Genomic DNA, 17890 nt, shown 5'->3' with positions numbered 1-17890 from the left:
AGTCCGCCTTAACCAGCCCTGACAGGGACGCGGGAAGCGTGATCCTTATATGCCAATATTGCGGAAAGCTAGCCGTAGCGCGAAGCCATTGCCCTTCCGCGCGTCGCCATTGGTCTGATAGTCGCGCCGCCAGGTGAAGCCCAGCGTCAGGCAATCATCCTCATAGGCGATGCCCAGGCGATGGCGAACCGGCTGATAGCCGTCCGATACGCTGACCGGATCTTCCTTCGCATCGGTCAGGTCGATGACCGTGGATCCAAATATCGACCAGAAGCGGGCGAATTGCACCCGGCCGCCCAGCCGCAATTCTTCCCGGTCCTGCAAATCTTCCAGCCCCGATATGGCGTCGCGGTTGAGCCGCAGATAGCCGACCATGGCGTAGGTTTTCTTGCTGCCGACGGTAGCGTCGATCTCGTTACGGCGGACGGCCAGACTATCCTTGTCCACCCGGAAACGATGGGTGAGGGCAATGAAATCCTTGTAACGGATCGTCGTGCGGCCGACGATGTCGGACATGCGGTCCGACAGGCCGGTGCCGTCGGGCAGGATGCTGGTGCGGTCGGTCAGCCGATAGCTTTGCCCCACATTGCTCTGGAGCGAGAAGTTCGGCAGGTCCAGACTATATTCCAGCCCATAGACGACGCGCGAGCTGTCCTCGAACCGATCATAGCCCGCGAAACGGTTGAGCGCGAAGAGGTTGCTATCCTCCAGGTCGACGGCGCGGGCGTCTTCGTTGGGCAGCGACAGGTTGGCGAGATGCGGGGCGGCCACGATCTGGACGCGCGGCGCAATCCGCTGCACCCCGCCGAAGGCTTCGCCCACGAAGGGCCAGCGCATATCAACCGCAGCGGCGGCGATGCCGCGCGCCTGCCAGCCCGGTTGCCCGGCATAGCTGGAAACCGACGTCAGGATATTGTCGCTGCTGTGATAGACGTCGCCGCGTAGATAGCCGGTGAAGGTGACTTCCTGCCCCAGCCCGGTCAGCGTGCGCAGATTCCATTCGGCGGCGGCAAAGGCGCGCTGCGTATCCTGACCGCTGGTGCGGGTGATGGCCAGGCTGTTTGCCTGAAGCTGAAGCACGCCGCCCAGCAGCGGATCCTTCATCCGCAGGCGATAGTCGATGACGGGCAGGGCGATCGGGGTCTGCCCCTGCGAATCGCCCTGACGCAGCGTCTGCACCGCCCAGCCGCGAATCGAGAAATAGCTGTTCTCGCCGATCCGCTGTGCGCCGACCGTCGATCGCAGCCGGTCTTCGCGACTAATGTCATAGCGGCGCAGGAAGGTGCGGTCGGTGGCCAGGCGCAACGATCCGTCCAGGCTCCATTCGGGCGACAGCTGCATCGCGCCGCTGGCGTCGAAATAGCCGCGCAGATCCTTTTGCGCGCTAGCGGGCGTGGTGCTGGCGGCGTCGCCAATGCCCACGCGCTGGCCATGGGTGATGTAACCAGTGACCTGATAAGCGCCCCGATCCCAGAGATGGCGATAGGTGCTTTCCAGCATCGGCAGCGTGTCGGTGTAGACATGCGGCGTGACCGTCAGGTCGCGATTGGGCGCCAGCTTGAAATAATAGGGCAGCGCGACTTCAAAGCCATTGTTGCGGTCATAACGCAAATTGGGCACCAGCAACCCGCTGCTGCCGCCATCGCCAACCGGGTGCGACAGGCCGGGCAGCGGGATCAGCGGCAGGCCGAACAACTCTATCGTGGCGTCCTTGTAACTGACGCGCTGGCGCACCGGGTCATAGATGACGCGGACGGCGTTGATCTGCCAGGTCGGTTCCTTGGGGCAGCCGTCGCTGCCCTCCACCGTGCATCCGGTATAAGCGGCGTGGTGCAGCGTATAGATGCCGCTGACCCGTTCGCCCTTGGCCGACGCCAGCCGGCCGCCTGACTGGAGCACCAGCAGCATATTGTCGACCGCGCCGTCCTTCAGCGTGTCGGTGACGTCGAAGCGGTCGCCATAGGCGATATTGCCTTCGGGATCGGTGACGGAGACATTGCCCTGCGCCTCCACCTTGCCGCTGTTGCGGTCCCACACGACCTTGTCGGCGCGCAGGCGATTGCCGTCGCGCAGCAACTGGACATTGCCGTTTGCGGTCACGACTTCGGCGTTGCTGTCATATTGCAGGCTGTCGGCGGCAAAGCCGATCTGATCGTCGCCATCGGGCACCGGCGCGTCGGGCGCGCTGATCGGGGTTTGCGGCTCGTTCAGCTGTTGCGCCAGCGCGGCCGGCGCCGCTGCGAGCGCGACGCCGCCCAGCAATGCGGCGCGGAAGGAAAGGGGGAACAGGGCGTTTGGCAAGCGTTGGGGCCTCATAGACGGGCGCTTCTGGCCTTCCCGCCTATCGCACCGATGGCCGGTTCGCAATCGTCCGCGATGCAGGACAGGTGGCAAAATCGGTCGAACGGCTTTGCCAGACGGGGAAAGCCGCACTATCTGGCAATCAACAGCGCGGTTTTCGCCGCCCAAGGCCCAAGAGGAAAAAAGCCCAGATGGATATCCAGTTCAGCCCGACCCGTCCCGACGCCGACACTTTGAGCTTCATCGTGCCCAAGGGTGGATTCGATGCGCTGCCGCTGGCCGCAGCGCCGGTGCTGGCGGCGGGCGCGGCTGCATCGCGCTTTACGGGCGAAGCCGGATCGAGCTTCGAAAGCTTTGTCGAGGAGGGCGGCAAGACCGTGCGCGTGCTGCTGCTGGGCGTGGGCGCGGCAAGCGAGCAGGATTATGAAAAGGCCGGCGCGGCGTTGACGGCAAAGCTGAACCTGAGTGGCGCGAGCCACGCCGCGGTCGAATTTTTCGGCGGGGCGAGCGGCGAGCAGGCGGCGCATCTGGCGTTCGGGGCGCTGCTGCGCAGCTGGCGCATCGACACCTATCGCACGCGCCAGAACGAGAAGGCCAAGCCGACGCTGAAGACGGTGACTCTGGTCGCGACTGGCGCGGAAGCCGCCTGGGCCAAGCTGTCGGCGATCGCGGCGGGTGTCGCCTTCACCCGCGAACTGGTGTCGGAGCCGGCGAATATCCTCTATCCCGAAAGCTTCGTGGAGCGCTGCCAGCACCTCGCTGAACTTGGCGTCAAGATCACCGTGCTGGACAAGGCGGCGATGGAGAAGCTGGGCATGGGATCGCTGCTGGGCGTGGCGCAGGGTTCGGTGCGCGAAGCGCGGCTGCTGGCGATGGAGTGGGACGGCACGGATGGCGCGGCTGAAAAGCCGGTCGTCTTCGTCGGCAAGGGCGTGACCTTCGACACGGGCGGCATTTCCCTGAAGCCCGGTGCGGGCATGGAAGACATGAAGTGGGACATGGGCGGCGCGGGCGCGGTCGCGGGCGCGATGAAGGCGCTGGCCGGGCGCAAGGCGAAGGCGCATGTCGTGGGCATTTGCGGCCTTGTCGAAAATATGCCCGACGGCAATGCGCAGCGCCCCGGCGACGTCGTCACATCCATGTCGGGCCAGACGATCGAGGTCATCAACACCGACGCGGAAGGCCGGCTGGTGCTGTGCGATGCGCTGACCTGGGCGCAGCGCACCTACAAGCCCGACGTGGTGATCGATCTGGCCACGCTGACCGGCGCGATGATCGTGGCGCTGGGGCATGAATATGCCGGCCTGTTCGCCAATGACGATGGCCTGGCCAATGATCTGATCGCGGCGGGGCAGGCGGCGGGCGATCCGCTGTGGCGCTTCCCGCTGCTGCCCGCCTATGACAAGCTGATCGACAGCCCGATCGCCGACATGAAGAATATGGGCGCGCGCTATGCCGGGTCGATCACGGCCGCGCAGTTCCTCAAGCGCTTTATCGAAGATGGCGTGAAATGGGCGCATCTGGACATTGCCGGCATGGTCTGGGCCGACAAGCCCGGCGCGACATGGGACAAGGGCGCGACCGGCTATGGCGTGCGCCTGATCGACCGGCTGGTGGCGGCGAAGTTCGAAGGCTGATCGCGCGCCGTGCAGGTCGATTTCTACCAGTTGAGCCGCGATCCCGTGGAACAGGTGCTGCCCGCCATTGCCGGGCGCATCCTGGGCCTGGGCGCGCGGCTGCTGGTGGTGGCGCAGGGGGAGGATCGGCTTGCGCGGATTTCCGAAGGCTTGTGGGCCGGGCCGCCCGACAGCTTCCTGGCGCATGGCCGGGCGGGCGAGGGTGGCGCGGCGCACCAGCCGATCCTGCTGGGCGTAACCTGCGACGCGGCGAACGGCGCGCGCCATATCGCGCTGGCCGACGGGCTGTGGCGGGAAGAGGCGATCGACTTTGAGCGCGCCTTCTTCTTTTTCAACGACGAAACGATCGAGGGTGCGCGGGCAAGCTGGCGCGACCTGTCGAAGCGGGACGGCATCGTCGCCCGCTACTTCCGGCAGGATGGCCGCAAATGGGTGCAAATGGCCTGAGCCGGGCCATGGCGAAGCCTCTTGCGGTGGAAGGCGGTCGCGTCTAAAGGGCGCGCAACTTTATTTCCCACCATCTGGAGTATTGAGGGCCATGGCCGTCACCCGCACTTTCTCGATCATCAAGCCCGACGCGACCCGTCGCAACCTGACCGGCGCGGTCGCCAAGATGCTGGAAGAAGCCGGTCTGCGCATCGTTGCTTCCAAGCGCATCCGCATGAGCCGCGAGCAGGCCGAAGGCTTCTATGCCGTTCACAAGGAACGCCCTTTCTTCGCCGATCTGGTCGCTTTCATGATTTCCGGCCCGGTCGTCGTCCAGGTTCTGGAAGGTGAAGACGCCGTGAAGCGCAACCGCGACATCATGGGCGCCACCAACCCCGCCAATGCCGACGCCGGCACCATCCGCAAGGAACTGGCCGAATCGATCGAAGCCAATTCGGTCCATGGTTCGGACAGCGAAGAAAATGCTGCGATCGAAATCGCCTATTTCTTCAAGCCTGAAGAAATCGTCGGCTAAAAAGACGATCATCCGCAAGGATGGCGAAAGGCCCGGCGCTCCGATGGAGCGGCCGGGCTTTTTCTTTTCCGCTTCTTCCGTTCGTTTCGAGCATAGTCGAGAAACGGTCAGGACAGAGTTGGCTGCTTCTCGACTACGCTCGAAGCGAACGGAGTGAGGCGAAAATCAATGCGCCTGTCCGGCAGCGGCGGGGGCTTCGACCTTCACCGGATCGGTGGCGCGCGCTTTCAGGAACAGCTGCCATGAACTGACCGCCAGCACGGTGGCAAGCAGGGGTTGCAGCACCTTGTCCGGGGCGTGGGAGGAGAGGTAACTGCCCACGATCACGCCGGGGATCGACCCGATCAGCAGGTTCATCAGCAGCACCCCGTTGACGTCGCCCATCAGCCAGTGGCCGGTGCCCGCGATCAGCGCCAGCGGCACGGCATGGGCAATGTCTGACCCGACGATGCGGGCGACCGGCAGGCGGGGATAGAGGATCAGCAGCACGGTTACGCCGATCGCGCCCGCGCCTACCGAAGACAGCGAAACCGCAGCGCCGATCAGGGCGCCCAGCGCCATCGTGCCATAGACGGTGGCGCCATGCGAATGGGTCGCGCCCAGATCGGCGCGATGGCGGAACAACCATTTGCGGCCGATGACCGCGACCGCCGTGACCGCCAGCAGAGTCGCCAGCGCCAGCAGGATGACATGCTCGGTCGACTTGCCCACTTCGCCGATCCAGCCCAGCACCAGCAGGGTCAGGATTGCTGCGGGAACGCTGCCCATCGCCATCCGCCGCACGATCGGCCATTCGATGGTGTCGCGCCGGCCATGGACGGCCGACCCGACAATCTTGGTGAGCGCGGCGAACAATAGGTCGGTGCCCACCGCCGTCTTGGCGCTGACGCCGAACATCAGCACCAGCAGCGGCGTCATCAGCGAACCGCCGCCAACCCCCGTGACGCCCACAAGCAGGCCGACCAGCAAGCCGGCGACCGCATGAAACAGGTCGATCGATGCCATCAGGCTCATCGCGATTGTCTTTTCCTTATTGTCCCAACCCTGCGTTCTGCCTTCCAGCCGGTCGCGGCGGACAAGACAAGCGGGTTTCGGGTTTCAGGGGGGCAAGCAGGGCTTGGGCCTATTTGCTGGTCAGCCGCGCCCAGCGGGCGTCGATCCGGGCCTGGGCGCTGTCGACGCTGAGCTTTTCCACGCGGGAAAGGCCGCGCAGCGACAGGCTGTGCCCGGCTATCCAGCGGCCTGCGACGCCATAGCCGACATCATAGAGGGCGATATTTTCATGCGCGTCGCCGCCAACCACGAAGCGCGTCGTGATGGCGACCGGCAGCCGTTCGTCACCCACGCTGTCGTCGGGCAGCTTCGCCTTTGCCCGCGCTTTTTTCAGCGCATCGGCGAACCAGCTCGCCTCGATCCGCGGATCGCCGGTGGTTTCGACGGGATCGATGCCGAGCGCGCGGGGGAAGATGATGGTCTGGCTCTGGACGATCTGCTCGGGATCGGCGGGCCTGAGCGTGATCTGGTCGTCCTTTACCGCTTGCGCATTGAGCACCAGCGCGCCCGCGCGACTGGACGCCTTGCGGCCTTCCGCAACCTTATCGGCGCGCTCATCCCGCTTGTCCGACCAGTTGAGATAGAGAGTGAGGGCGGAGATCGACACCGCCAGCACCGCCACGCCTTCGCCCAGCGTAATCCAGCGCCGCCGGATGGCGGCGGCTTCGGCGGCGCGGGCTTCCTTGGGAGTTTCGGGCGTGTCGGACATACGCTTTATACCGCCTGCGGCGGCCCTTCGAATCGATCAATCACCCAGTCTTCGGCCTGCGCCCCGCCAATCCATTCCTGCATCCAGGGATGGGCGATGATGGCGCGCATATAGGCTTCGGCAAAACGGGCGACGGGCAGTTGATAGGTGATGAAGCGGGTGACGACCGGCGCGAACATCACGTCCACCGCGCCGAATGCGCCGAACAGGAAATCGCCTTCGCCGCCATGGCGGGCGCGGGCCTGCGCCCACAGCTCCATCATGCGGGCAATATCCTGCGCCACCGCCTGCGACGGGGGCACGGGATCATATATCCGCCGGATGTTCATGCTGTGCTCGCGGCGCAGCGCGGCGAAACTGCTATGCATTTCGGCCGCCATCGACCGGGCCATGGCCCGCGCGGCGGGATCGGTCGGCCAGAATTTGTCGCCGCCGGCCTTTTCATTGAGATATTCGACGATGGCCAGGCTGTCCCAGACGACAATATCATCGCCATCCCACAGGATCGGCACCTTGCCGGAGGAGGGAGCGAACTCGTCGCCTTCCCGCCGTTTCTCCCATGCTTCATCATAGAGGGGGACGACGACCTCCTCGAAGGGGAGGCCGGACAGCTTGCACGCCAGCCAGCCGCGCAGCGACCAGCTCGAATAGGCTTTGTTGCCAATGAACAGCTTCATCATGCGCCCGTCTTAGACGGGGTCGGGGCGACAAGTCGAGATGCTTGCATTTTGCGGCCTGTGGTTTGGCTCTACCCTGGTTGGGGGTAGGCGCATGCGTGACTTTCGCCTACCGCCATGCCAACAAGAATCTCGGTCGCATCTTCAACGCCGGCGCAACGCGCTGCACACTGAAAGGATCGACCGTGACCCTCGTCATCACCAATAATGTCGTTACTACCGCCGATGATGACCACGCCATCGATAATGGCAATCAGCTTATTTATGTCGCAGCCACGGGGCTGGTCGCCGCCCAGGGGGACGCTGCGGGTATTGTTTCGCACACTTTTCTGCAACTGAATGTTGCAGGTCAGATATTTGGGGGGCGCTATGGCGCCTGGGCCAATGGTCTCAATAGCGCGACCATAAACGTCAGTGGAACGGGCTCGATTGTTGGGGGTTCTGCCGCGATTTTCCTCACCGGAACGGCCAGAATTCAAAATGCCGGCTATATTTATGGCTTTGATGCGATCGTGAGTGATACCGATTTGGGTTCTTCGACCATCATCAACAGCGGCTCAATCATGGCAAGCAGCGTAGCTATTTCCATTGTCACCAGCCAATTCTACTCTGTGACCATTCAGAATTCGGGTCTGATAAGCGGCGATGCCTATGCCGTAATCACAGGCGATTCTGCGGACACGGTCACCAATAGCGGCACGATCATTGGTGACCTGATGCTGGGCAGCGGCAATGACAGATTCAATAGCCGGGCCGGCATGATAGACGGCACGGTCTATGGCGGCGACGGCGACGATATTTTGATCGGCAGCGCCTATGATGACGTTTTGAACGGTGGATCAGGTGCAGACCGACTGGATGGCGGAGCGGGTATTGATACGGCCACGTACAGCCTTAGCAACAGCGCAGGCGTGACCGTCGATCTGATGGATATGTCGGTGAATACCGGTTTCGCGGCGGGGGACCAGCTTTATTCAATCGAAAATCTGACTGGCAGCAGCGCGGGCGACAATATCTTCGGAGATAATGGGGCCAACATGTTGAACGGTGGTGGTGGCGGTGATTTTCTGGTGGGTCGGGGGGGCGATGATGTCCTGAATGGCGGCACCGGCGGCGACACGCTGATCGGCGGCCTTGGCAATGACATCTATTATGTCGACAATGTGCTGGATGTGGTGGTGGAACTGGATGGCGAGGGGGCAGATACCATCTATTCCACGGTCAGCTACAGTCTGACCACTGCATTGGTGGAAACCATGGTGCTGACGGGCACCGCCGCTGTCAATGCTACCGGCAACAACCGGGTCAATCGGCTGTATGGAAATGACGGCAACAATATTCTCACAGGGCTGGGCGGCAATGACACATTACATGGTGGGGCCGGGGCGGACACGCTGATCGGTGGCGCAGGAGATGACACCTACTATGTCGATGACGCCGGTGATCAGGTGATTGAACTGGATGGGCAAGGCAATGACCGCATCTACTCCACCGTTACCTATTCTCTGGCGGGCACAATCGTTGAAACGCTGATTCTGACCGGGTTTGGCGGCACTGGTGCGACAGGCAACGGTCGGGCCAACACTTTGATCGGAAATGATAGCTTTAACAGCCTGTCCGGTCTGGGGGGCAATGATGTGCTGATCGGCAATGGTGGCAATGATACGCTGGACGGTGGTGAGGGTAGCGACACGCTGACTGGCGGTCAGGGTGGTGATTCGTTCCGTTTCTCCACGACGCTGGGTAGTGGAAATGTGGATCGAATCACCGACTTTTCGCCCGTTGACGACACTATTCGACTGGATGACGCAATCTTCACCAACTTCATTTCCGGGGTTGCGGTGGAGGACGGCGCTTTTCGCGTTGGCGCTTCGGCGATCGATGCCGACGACCGTATCCTCTATGACAGCGTTACCGGAACGCTGCTCTATGACGCGGATGGCGTGGGCGGCGTAGCGGCGGTTGCTTTCGCCCGGATCGATCCCGGTCTGGCCCTGACCTCCGCTGATTTCGTCATCGTCTGAAACGGGGCTGGCGGCGCCTTCGCCGGCGCTGCCATGGTTGCTGCCTGTCCATTTATTCGATATAATTATGACATCATAATTATTGAGGAGGAACGGCGATGTCCCTGTTGCAGGCAACGCGAGAGCGGCCGATCGCTACGGCGAGCGGCTATGTGATGTTGCTGGTTCTGCTGGGGTGCATTGGCGGCGGCCTGTTCGCGCTCAGCCTGATGGCGGTTGGTGGCGCGGGCATGGGCGCGCTGTTGCTGCTTCTCTGCGTCGTCATCTTCATCTTCGTGCTGGCCGGTTTCTATCTGATCCAGCCCAATCAGGCGGCGGCGATCCTGCTGTTCGGCGATTATAAGGGGACGGACCGGCGGAGCGGGCTGCGCTGGGTGCTGCCCTGGCTCACCCGGCAGAAGATTAGCGTGCGGGTCCATAATGTCACATCGGAAAAGCTCAAGATCAACGACAAGCGCGGCAATCCGGTCGAGATCGCGTCCAATGTCGTGTGGCGCGTGACCGATACGGCGCAGGCGCTGTTCGATGTGGATGACTATAAGGCCTTTGTCGAAATCCAGATCGAAAGCGCAGTGCGGGTGATCGGATCGCGCTATCCCTATGATGATTTCGAGCATGAGGAAAAGACGCTGCGTGGCGATGGCGCCCATGTCGCCGATGAATTGCAGGCGGAGTTGCAGGATCGGGTTGCGATCGCCGGCGTGTCGATCGACGAATGCCGCCTGACGCATCTGGCTTATGCGCCCGAAATCGCGCAGGCCATGCTGCGCCGTCAGCAGGCCGAAGCGGTCATCGCGGCGCGGACGCGACTGGTGGAAGGGGCGGTGACGATGGTCGAACTGGCGCTGGACCAGTTGTCGGCCAAGAATGTCGTCGAACTGGATGATGAACGCCGCGCCGCCATGGTCAGCAATCTGATGGTCGTGCTGTGCGGCGAGCGTGACACGCAGCCAGTCGTCAATGCAGGCACGCTCTACCAATAGGATCGGGTGTGAGCGACAAGGATACGCCTCCTGCGCGCAAGGCCTTTCCCTTGCGCATCGACCAGAGTCTGTACGACGCGCTGGAGCGATGCGCTGCGGCTGAGTTCCGCAGCGTCAATGCGCAGGTCGAAATGCTGTTGCGCGAAGGGTTGAAGCGGCGCGGCGTGGCGCTGGCCGCGCCCGAAGCGCGGCGGCGAGGGCGCCCGCCCGGGCAGGGCTGAACGCCGCATCGGCATCTGCAGAAAAATGGAGGCCCGAGCCGGAATCGAACCGGCGTGCAAGGATTTGCAGTCCTCTGCGTCACCACTCCGCCATCGGGCCTCGATGCGGTGGAGGCGGCAAATGTGCGGCTTTGACGGCAAAGTCAAGTCGGATCAGGATGAGGTGACGCAAGAATCTTGGCGGCCAGCGCGCAAAGCCGCTTGGCGCGGGCCTCCGGCTGATTTAGAGGTCCGATGATCCCCTTAGTGTATTGCATTGCCAATACAGTTGTGCCAAGCGAGGAACTATCGTGACCGAGCAGAACTTTTCTTCGATGCGAGCCGCCATGGTCGACAGCCAGTTGCGCACCAGCGACGTGGACGACCAGCGCGTCATCGCGGTAATGGCCAAGGTGCCGCGCGAGGATTTCGTCCCCGCCGACCGCCGCGCCATGACCTATGTCGACCGTCCGATCCCGCTGGACGCCGGCCGCGCGCTCAACCCGCCGCTGGTCACTGGCCGCCTGCTGAAGGCTGCGCAGATCGTTGCGGGCGACAAGGTGCTGCTGATCGGCGCTGCGACCGGCTATGCGGCCGCGCTGCTGGCGGAGCTGGGCGCGCAGGTGACGGCGGTCGAGGAAGAAGGCGGGGCGGACATCGCCGTGCCCGGCGTGACCGTGGTGCGCGGCGCGCTCGCCGCCGGCGCTTCGGCTGGTGCGCCCTATGACGTGCTTTTCATCGACGGCGCCGTGGAGGAAGTTCCCGCCGCGCTCGTTCAGCAGCTTGGCCAGGACGCCCGCGTCGTGACCGGCGTGGTCGACCGCAGCGTCACCCGCCTGTGCAGCGGACGCGTGGTGGATGGCGTGCTGGGCCTCAGCAGCCTGATCGATATGGAAATGGTGGTGCTGCCGGGCTTCGGCGCACCCAAGGCTTTTGTGTTCTGATAATGACAGGCGGGGGGAGATGACAGCGAAGCGCACCTACACACGGCATCGTGCCGCAGCTGCCTTGTTGTTGCTGACCTCCGCCCTGGCTGGCGCCGTTACCGCCCCCGTGCAGGCCGAAACGCTGCAAGGGGCGCTGGCCAAGGCCTATGCGTCCAACCCCACGCTGACCGCCGCGCGCGCCGGTCAGCGGGCGACGGACGAAAATGTGCCGATCCAGAAGGCGGCTGGTCGCCCCGGTCTGGACGTGACCGGCAGCTATAGCGAAAGCATCCTCAAGCCCACGATCAGTTTCACCTCGCCCCAGCGCACGGTGAATGCGCAGGCTAATCTGAGCGTGCCGGTCTATAGCGGCGGCACGGTGCGCAATGGCGTGAAGGCCGCCAAGATCCGCGTCGCAGCGGGGCAGGCGGGGCTGCGCGGCACCGAAGCCAGCATCTTTTCCCAGACGGTCGCGGCCTATATGGATGTGATCCGCGACATGGCGATTGTGTCGCTCAATCAGGCCAATGTGAAGGTGCTGGAGGTCAATCTCCAGGCGACCAACGACCGGTTCGAGGTGGGCGACCTGACCCGCACCGACGTCGCCCAGTCGCAGTCGCGTCTGGCGCTGGCGCGGTCGGATTTTCAGACGGCGCAGGCGAACCTGATCACCAGCCGGGAAAATTACATCGCCCTGGTCGGGCAAGCCCCCGACGCGCTGGAGGCGCCGCCGCAATTGCCCGGCCTTCCCGCCGATCCCGATGTGGCGGTGCAGGTCGCGCTGAAGGACAATCCCGATATTCTGAGCGCGCAAAAGCAGCGGGAGGCCCGCCGCTATGATGTGAAGGCGGCGCGCGGATCGGTGATGCCGACGGTTTCGGCCTTCACCCAGGCGGGCTACACCAACTATCTCCATTCGCTGGGCGGCACTGCGCAGGACGCCGAAGGCAATGCTGTGGAAGGGCCGCAGATCAACAAGCAGGCGGCGGCCGGCGTGCAACTGACCATCCCGCTCTATCAGGGTGGACGCCCCGCCGCGCAGGTGCGACAGAATCAGGCGCTCGAATCGCAGGCGATCGAGCAGGAGATCGAAACCGAGCGCGGCGTCATCGCCCAGACCCGCGCCGCCTATGCCAGCTGGCAGGCGTCGCTCCAGACGATCGAATCGAGCAACAAGGCGGTCGATGCCGCCGACCTGTCGCTGGAAGGCGTGCGGGCGGAAAATTCGGTCGGCAGCCGCACCATCCTGGACATCTTGAACGCCGAACAGGAATCGCTCAACGCCAAGGTCCAGCTGGTGACGGCGCAGCGCAACGCCTATGTCGCCGGCTTCTCGCTGCTGGCGGCGATGGGCCATGCCGAAGCCGACGATCTGGGGCTGGAAAGCGGCGCGCTCTATGACCCGATGGTCAATTATGACCGGGTGAAGGGCAAATGGTTCGACTGGGATTTCGATTCGGCGGCCAAGCCCGTCGCCACGCGCACCGTTGACACGCCGGCGCAAAACGCCAATGTCGACCCCCAGACAGCAAGGCAGCCTTAACCGCTTGTTAACCCGGCCGGGTAATCATAAAAGCGTGAAGGGTGCGCAATGCGTTTTGGACGGGGACTATCCATGGGTGACATGACCAAGGAACCCTCGATGGAAGAGATACTCTCGTCCATCAAGCGGATCATTGCCGAAGAGGGCGAGGAGGCGGTGCAGGCCGCACCCCGGCGCACGCGGGGCGAGGCCAGGCCGGCTGCATTGCCGCCGCTTCAGCCGATCCCCCAGCCGGTGATCGAGGAAGTGCTGGAACTGACCGAAGAGATTGCGGAGGAGGAAGCCGTGCCCGCTCCCAAAGCAGCACCCAAGACCGTTGCCGCCGAAACCGACGATTCGATCCTGTCGGTCGAAAGCGAAGTGGCTGCGCGTCATTCGCTGTCCGCCCTGTCCTCCATGCTGGTCACGCCAAAGGATGGCGGCGACAACACGCTCGAAGGACTGGTCCGTTCGATGCTGAAGCCCATGCTGAAGGAATGGCTGGACACCCGCCTGCCTGCCATGGTCGAAGATATGGTCGCCAAGGAAATCGCCCGCATCACGGGGCGTTGATCCTCCCGCCCCCTACCGCTTTTTTGGTACGGGGCGTGAACCATATCATGATGGACAGTTGCACCCCGATCCCCGGATAGAAGGCCGGGTTTTCAAGGGGGTTTCGATGATGCAGGCAAGCCGGCGCACGCTCGTTCGTGGCATGATGGGCGCGGGCGTCGCCGCTTGCCTTCCCTCGTTTCCGGCCATGGCGGCGTCCAGTGGCGATGCCGCCGACATGGCCCGTTTCATCGCCGCCCTGCCCAAAGCGGAATATCATGTCCATCTGGAAGGGACGCTGGAAGCGGAGATGAAATTCGCGCTGGCGAAGCGCAACGGGCTGGATTTGCCCTTTGCCGATGTCGCCGCGATGAAGGCCAGCTATCGCTATCATGACCTGCCCAGCTTCCTGGCCATCTATTATGACGGCATGCAGGTGCTGCGGACGCAGCAGGATTTTTACGATCTGGCCTATGCCTATCTGGCCAGGGCCGCGTCGCAGAATATCCTCTACGCCGAAATGTTCTTCGACCCGCAGGAGCATCTGAAACGCGGCGTGCCGATGGCGGCGGTGATCGGCGGCATCACCCGCGCGCGACAGGATGCGGCGGCGAAGCTGGGCGTCCGGTCGCAGCTCATACTCTGCTTCGTGCGCGACCTGACGGCGCAATCGGCGATGGCGGCGCTGGATGCAGGGCTGCCTTTTCGCGATCAGCTGGTCGCGGTCGGGCTGGACTCCGATGAAAAGGACAATCCGCCGACCAAATTCGCGGCCCATTTCGCAAAGGCGCGCGCCGCGGGGCTGAAGGTGACGGCGCATTGCGACCTCAACCAAAAGGACATTCTGGATCATCTGCGGCAGGCGATCGTGGAGTTGCAGGTCGACCGTATCGACCATGGCGGCAATATATTGGAGTCGCCCGAACTGATTGCGGCGGCGAAGGCGCGGAACCTGACCTTCACCGTCTGCCCGACCTTTTCCGGCACGGTGCGCGGGGAAGCGCCGCCGGTCGATGTGGTGCGCGGCATGATCGACGCGGGCCTTACCCTCACCATCAATTCCGATGACCCCGCCTATATGGGCAGCGAATATCTGAACGATGTATTGGTGAAGGCGCAGGCGCGCAGCGCGCTGACCAGGAAGGAACTGGTGATGCTGTCGCGCAATGCCTTCAACGCAGGGTGGATGGACGAGGGGTATCGCGCCGCCTGCCTCGCGAAGCTGGACGCTTTTGCAAAGGCGGAGGGGGTCGCCATCTGACCGGACTTGTCCGCGTTACTTTCAGAAGCGCGCGGGCTTGTCGGTACAGCCGTCCAGGACTAATCCTTGTCCATCATCCGTATCGCCCGCCGCCCCATGACGTCCTGTCGGGGCGCAGGCGATCGATCTGGAAAGCCTGTCTCATGAAGAAAATTCTGACCGCTGCGCTGGCCGCCACCGCGCTGGCGCCTGCTATGCTTGCGCTATGCTCGACATCTGCTGTCGCCCGGCCCTTCACCCCCGCCGACATGGTGGGTCTGGACCGGGTCGGCGCGCCGGCCGTGTCGCCGGATGGCAAATGGCTGGCCTATCAGCTGCGCAGCACCGATCTGGCCGGCAACAGGGGGCGGACCGACCTCTATCTGCTCGACATCAGCAAGGCCGGACAGGCTCCAAAGCTGATCGCGTCGAAGCCGGACAAGAATGAAGCGTCGCCGGTCTTTTCGCCCGATGGCTCCGCGCTCTATTTTCAGTCCAACGCCAGCGGCGACGATCAGCTGTGGCGCGTGGCGTTGTCCGGCGGCGATCCGGTGCAGATCAGCAAGGCGCCCGGCGGCATTTCCGGTTTTCTGCTCAGCCCGGACGGCGGCAAGGTCGCGCTGTGGGCCGATCGCCCGGTGGGCGCGAAGACGATCGATGACATGAAGCCGGATGCGCCCAAGGAAGCGGGATCGGGCCGCGTCTATGACCAGATGTTCGTGCGCCATTGGGACACATGGTCCGATGGCCAGCGATCCCAGATTTTCGTCATGCCGGTCGCCGGCGGCCCCGCCGTGTCGGTGATGGGCGGACTTGTCGGCGACAGCCCGTCCAAGCCCTTCGGCGGCGCGGAGGAAATCGCCTGGGGCAGGGACGGCAAGACCCTGTTCTTTGCCTTGCGTGAGGCGGGCCGGATCGAGCCATTGTCGACCAACCTCGATATTTTCTCTGTGCCCGCCGATGGCAGCGCCGCACCGACCAACCTGACCGACGCCAATGACGCGACCGACACGCTGCCTACCGTGTCGCCGGATGGCCAATGGCTGGCCTATGTGGCGATGGCGCGGCCGGGCTATGAGGCCGACCGGCAGGTGCTGATGCTGCGCAACATCGCCAGCGGCGAGACGAAGGCGCTGACGCAAGGCTGGGACCGCTCGGTCGCGTCGATCGCGTGGGAGGCGACCGGCAAGGGGCTGCTCGTCACCGCCAATGACGTGCTCGACAATCCGGTGTTCCGGGTCGACGCCGCGTCGGGCAAAGTGGTGCGCCTGACGGAGAAGGGCCATGCCGGCAGCGTCGTGCCGCTGCCCGGCGGTGGCTTCGTCTATGCGCTGGACAGCATCCAGTCGCCTGCCGATTTCTGGAAGATGCCGGGCGGGAAGGGCAAACCCGTCCGCCTGACCGATGTCAACGCCGCGAAGCTGGCGGGCGTGGATGACGTGTCGGTTGAACGCTACAGCTTCAAGGGCGCCAATGGCGACACCGTCTGGGGCCAGATCGTGAAGCCCAAAGGCGCAACGGGCAAGCTGCCGGTCGCCTTTCTGGTCCATGGCGGGCCGCAGGGCAGCTTCAACGATTCATGGTCCTATCGCTGGAATCCCAAAGCCTTTGCGGCCCATGGCTATGCCGCCGTCATCGTCGATTTCCATGGCTCCACCGGCTATGGGCAGGCTTTCACCGACGCCATCAACAAGGATTGGGGTGGCAAGCCGCTCGAAGACCTCAAGCTCGGCCTCGCCGCCGCCGCGGCAAAGGACGCGCAGGTCGACGCGGGCAACGCCTGCGCGCTGGGCGCCAGCTATGGCGGGTACATGATGAACTGGATCGAGGGGCAATGGGCCGACGGTTTCAAATGCATCGTCCAGCATGACGGCGTGTTCGACGCCCGCGCCATGGCCTATGAAACCGAGGAACTCTGGTTCGATGAATGGGAGCATGGCGGTCCCTATTATGAAAAGCCGGAGGAGTTCGAAAAATGGAACCCGGTCAACCATGTCGCCGCATGGAAGACGCCGATGCTGGTCGTGACCGGCGAAAAGGACTTCCGCATTCCCTACACGCAGGGACTGGCCGCCTTCACCGCGCTCCAGCGGCGGGACATCCCGTCGAAACTGCTGGTCTTCCCGGATGAAAATCACTGGGTTTTGAAGCCAAAGAACTCGCTACAATGGTATGGTGAGGCGCTGGGCTGGCTGGACAAGTGGACGGGGAAATGACTTTGATTTTTGTCTGCGCGTCCTATATCCTTTGTGATGGAGAATGAGCGATGACCAAGGTTAAACCGAGCGATCTGCCAACCAAGACTGTGCGTGCGCCTAACGGTGAAATCGTGCGATTGAAGGTCGTCCAGTCGGATAGCGAAACCTTGCCATACGATCTTCTGGCTGCTTTCCGATCGAATGTTCGCAGCATCCGGGATGAGCGTCGCCGGAAGGCCCGCGATGCGGCCGACACCGCGCAAGCCTGAAAAACCGATATTGTGGATCGTTGCCGGACCCAACGGGTCCGGCAAGAGCACACTTTACAATCGGACCGACATTGAAGGGTGGGGCGGTTCGGTCTGGATCATAAACCCTGATCTTTTAACTGTCAGTATCGTGGAGCAGGAGCGGCTGCCACTGGATGAAGCTAATCTGGAAGCGGTCCGACGCATCGAGCACTGGCTTTATGCCTCTCTGGAGGTCTATCAGACGATCGGCGTTGAGACCGTCCTGTCTTCCAAAAAATATCAACCGCTGGTGATCAAGGCTAAGGCTGCCGGATTTCAAGTCAGGATGATCTATGTCGTTCTGAAAAGCGCAGAGTTGCAGGCAGAGCGTATCAACATTCGTGTGTCGGAGGGCGGACATTTCGTTCCGACGGACAAGGTTGCGAGCCGCAGGGCGCGCTCATTTGAACAATTGGCGTGGTTCGTGATGAATGTCGATGAATGCTATATCTATGATAATTCGACGGGTGAGCCGACCTTGCTGGCCCACAAGATGGAAAGCGGCATCTGGCTATGGGATGTCTTGCCTCCCGATTTAGCAGCAGCTTTCAAGGGTGCTGCCGTGCCAATTGCCGGTTTTGGTTAGCAAGCATTGGAAAAATCCGGTGGACATGGTT

General features: G+C 63.1%; 17 protein-coding genes and 1 tRNA gene. 13 read left to right on the top strand and 5 right to left on the bottom strand.

Translation table 11 applies throughout. From position 1 onward, the window contains the following. Positions 1 to 45: 45 nt before the first annotated feature. Entirely contained in the window at positions 46 to 2316 is a 2271-nt protein-coding gene (locus ACFOKF_RS14950; protein WP_380796608.1) for an LPS-assembly protein LptD, read from the bottom strand. 176 nt (positions 2317 to 2492) lie between these two features. Between ACFOKF_RS14950 and ACFOKF_RS14945 the strand changes: the two genes are divergently transcribed. From ACFOKF_RS14945 to ndk, 3 genes are all read left to right on the top strand, one after another. After that, entirely contained in the window at positions 2493 to 3938 is a 1446-nt protein-coding gene (locus ACFOKF_RS14945) for a leucyl aminopeptidase (protein ID WP_380796607.1), read from the top strand. Positions 3939 to 3947: 9 nt separating this feature from the next. Continuing rightward, entirely contained in the window at positions 3948 to 4385 is a 438-nt protein-coding gene (locus ACFOKF_RS14940) for a DNA polymerase III subunit chi (RefSeq protein WP_380796606.1), read from the top strand. A 91-nt stretch (positions 4386 to 4476) separates the two neighbouring features. After that, positions 4477 to 4899: a nucleoside-diphosphate kinase gene (gene ndk / locus ACFOKF_RS14935; protein ID WP_093010670.1), complete on the top strand. Its 423-nt coding sequence runs from the start codon at positions 4477 to 4479 to the stop codon at positions 4897 to 4899. A 165-nt stretch (positions 4900 to 5064) separates the two neighbouring features. Here ndk and ACFOKF_RS14930 read toward each other — a convergent pair whose 3' ends face one another. The 3 genes from ACFOKF_RS14930 to ACFOKF_RS14920 all read right to left on the bottom strand — a co-directional run bounded on the left by ACFOKF_RS14930 (position 5065) and on the right by ACFOKF_RS14920 (position 7341). Further along, positions 5065 to 5913, bottom strand: coding sequence for a sulfite exporter TauE/SafE family protein (locus ACFOKF_RS14930; protein ID WP_380796605.1), 849 nt, complete (start codon positions 5911 to 5913; stop codon positions 5065 to 5067). Positions 5914 to 6022: 109 nt separating this feature from the next. Beyond that, entirely contained in the window at positions 6023 to 6661 is a 639-nt protein-coding gene (locus ACFOKF_RS14925; protein ID WP_380796604.1) for a hypothetical protein, read from the bottom strand. 5 nt (positions 6662 to 6666) lie between these two features. Then, complete coding sequence (locus ACFOKF_RS14920) at positions 6667 to 7341, bottom strand: glutathione S-transferase family protein (protein ID WP_380796603.1); 675 nt, start codon at positions 7339 to 7341, stop codon at positions 6667 to 6669. A gap of 95 nt (positions 7342 to 7436) precedes the next feature. Between ACFOKF_RS14920 and ACFOKF_RS14915 the strand changes: the two genes are divergently transcribed. From ACFOKF_RS14915 to ACFOKF_RS14905, 3 genes are all read left to right on the top strand, one after another. Continuing rightward, entirely contained in the window at positions 7437 to 9362 is a 1926-nt protein-coding gene (locus ACFOKF_RS14915) for a beta strand repeat-containing protein (RefSeq protein ID WP_380796602.1), read from the top strand. Between the two features lie 98 nt (positions 9363 to 9460). Beyond that, a complete protein-coding gene (locus tag ACFOKF_RS14910) occupies positions 9461 to 10345 on the top strand; it encodes an SPFH domain-containing protein (RefSeq protein ID WP_380796600.1) in 885 nt (294 codons plus the stop codon). Between the two features lie 8 nt (positions 10346 to 10353). After that, complete coding sequence (locus ACFOKF_RS14905) at positions 10354 to 10566, top strand: toxin-antitoxin system HicB family antitoxin (protein WP_380796598.1); 213 nt, start codon at positions 10354 to 10356, stop codon at positions 10564 to 10566. A 26-nt stretch (positions 10567 to 10592) separates the two neighbouring features. Here the strand turns inward: ACFOKF_RS14905 and ACFOKF_RS14900 are convergent. After that, positions 10593 to 10666 (bottom strand) — tRNA-Cys (locus ACFOKF_RS14900). Between the two features lie 190 nt (positions 10667 to 10856). On the opposite strand from ACFOKF_RS14900, the gene ACFOKF_RS14895 reads away from it, so the two are divergent. The 7 genes from ACFOKF_RS14895 to ACFOKF_RS14865 all read left to right on the top strand — a co-directional run bounded on the left by ACFOKF_RS14895 (position 10857) and on the right by ACFOKF_RS14865 (position 17859). Continuing rightward, on the top strand, positions 10857 to 11489 hold the full coding sequence (locus tag ACFOKF_RS14895) for a protein-L-isoaspartate O-methyltransferase family protein (RefSeq protein ID WP_380796597.1): 633 nt from the start codon (positions 10857 to 10859) through the stop codon (positions 11487 to 11489). Positions 11490 to 11508: 19 nt separating this feature from the next. Beyond that, positions 11509 to 13014 (top strand): TolC family outer membrane protein, encoded by a 1506-nt coding sequence (locus tag ACFOKF_RS14890; protein ID WP_380796595.1) that lies wholly within the window; start codon positions 11509 to 11511, stop codon positions 13012 to 13014. Between the two features lie 72 nt (positions 13015 to 13086). After that, entirely contained in the window at positions 13087 to 13566 is a 480-nt protein-coding gene (locus tag ACFOKF_RS14885) for a DUF2497 domain-containing protein (protein ID WP_380796593.1), read from the top strand. Between the two features lie 106 nt (positions 13567 to 13672). After that, complete coding sequence (gene add / locus ACFOKF_RS14880) at positions 13673 to 14806, top strand: adenosine deaminase (RefSeq protein ID WP_380796592.1); 1134 nt, start codon at positions 13673 to 13675, stop codon at positions 14804 to 14806. 143 nt (positions 14807 to 14949) lie between these two features. Continuing rightward, positions 14950 to 17001, top strand: a complete 2052-nt coding sequence (locus ACFOKF_RS14875) for a prolyl oligopeptidase family serine peptidase (protein ID WP_380796591.1) — start codon at positions 14950 to 14952, stop codon at positions 16999 to 17001. A gap of 50 nt (positions 17002 to 17051) precedes the next feature. Continuing rightward, on the top strand, positions 17052 to 17252 hold the full coding sequence (locus ACFOKF_RS14870; RefSeq protein WP_380796589.1) for a hypothetical protein: 201 nt from the start codon (positions 17052 to 17054) through the stop codon (positions 17250 to 17252). Beyond that, positions 17227 to 17859, top strand: a complete 633-nt coding sequence (locus ACFOKF_RS14865; protein WP_380796588.1) for an AAA family ATPase — start codon at positions 17227 to 17229, stop codon at positions 17857 to 17859. Before ACFOKF_RS14870 ends, ACFOKF_RS14865 begins: the two co-directional genes overlap by 26 nt. Positions 17860 to 17890: the final 31 nt, after the last annotated feature.

It is taken from the genome of Sphingobium rhizovicinum (genome assembly GCF_042647625.1).
Lineage (GTDB): Bacteria > Pseudomonadota > Alphaproteobacteria > Sphingomonadales > Sphingomonadaceae > Sphingobium > Sphingobium rhizovicinum.
This window is presented reverse-complemented; position numbering and strand designations above follow the sequence as displayed.

Excerpts from the sequence above, each read along its gene's own strand:
- ACFOKF_RS14920 (WP_380796603.1), bottom strand. The coding sequence starts at position 7,341 with ATGATGAAGCTGTTCATTGGCAACAAAGCCTATTCGAGCTGGTCGCTG.
- ACFOKF_RS14925 (WP_380796604.1), bottom strand. The coding sequence starts at position 6,661 with ATGTCCGACACGCCCGAAACTCCCAAGGAAGCCCGCGCCGCCGAAGCC.
- add (WP_380796592.1), top strand. The coding sequence starts at position 13,673 with ATGATGCAGGCAAGCCGGCGCACGCTCGTTCGTGGCATGATGGGCGCG.
- ACFOKF_RS14945 (WP_380796607.1), top strand. The coding sequence starts at position 2,493 with ATGGATATCCAGTTCAGCCCGACCCGTCCCGACGCCGACACTTTGAGC.
- ACFOKF_RS14950 (WP_380796608.1), bottom strand. The coding sequence starts at position 2,316 with ATGAGGCCCCAACGCTTGCCAAACGCCCTGTTCCCCCTTTCCTTCCGC.
- ACFOKF_RS14890 (WP_380796595.1), top strand. The coding sequence starts at position 11,509 with ATGACAGCGAAGCGCACCTACACACGGCATCGTGCCGCAGCTGCCTTG.
- ACFOKF_RS14930 (WP_380796605.1), bottom strand. The coding sequence starts at position 5,913 with ATGAGCCTGATGGCATCGATCGACCTGTTTCATGCGGTCGCCGGCTTG.
- ACFOKF_RS14885 (WP_380796593.1), top strand. The coding sequence starts at position 13,087 with ATGGGTGACATGACCAAGGAACCCTCGATGGAAGAGATACTCTCGTCC.
- ACFOKF_RS14910 (WP_380796600.1), top strand. The coding sequence starts at position 9,461 with ATGTCCCTGTTGCAGGCAACGCGAGAGCGGCCGATCGCTACGGCGAGC.
- ACFOKF_RS14875 (WP_380796591.1), top strand. The coding sequence starts at position 14,950 with ATGAAGAAAATTCTGACCGCTGCGCTGGCCGCCACCGCGCTGGCGCCT.
- ACFOKF_RS14865 (WP_380796588.1), top strand. The coding sequence starts at position 17,227 with ATGCGGCCGACACCGCGCAAGCCTGAAAAACCGATATTGTGGATCGTT.
- ACFOKF_RS14870 (WP_380796589.1), top strand. The coding sequence starts at position 17,052 with ATGACCAAGGTTAAACCGAGCGATCTGCCAACCAAGACTGTGCGTGCG.
- ndk (WP_093010670.1), top strand. The coding sequence starts at position 4,477 with ATGGCCGTCACCCGCACTTTCTCGATCATCAAGCCCGACGCGACCCGT.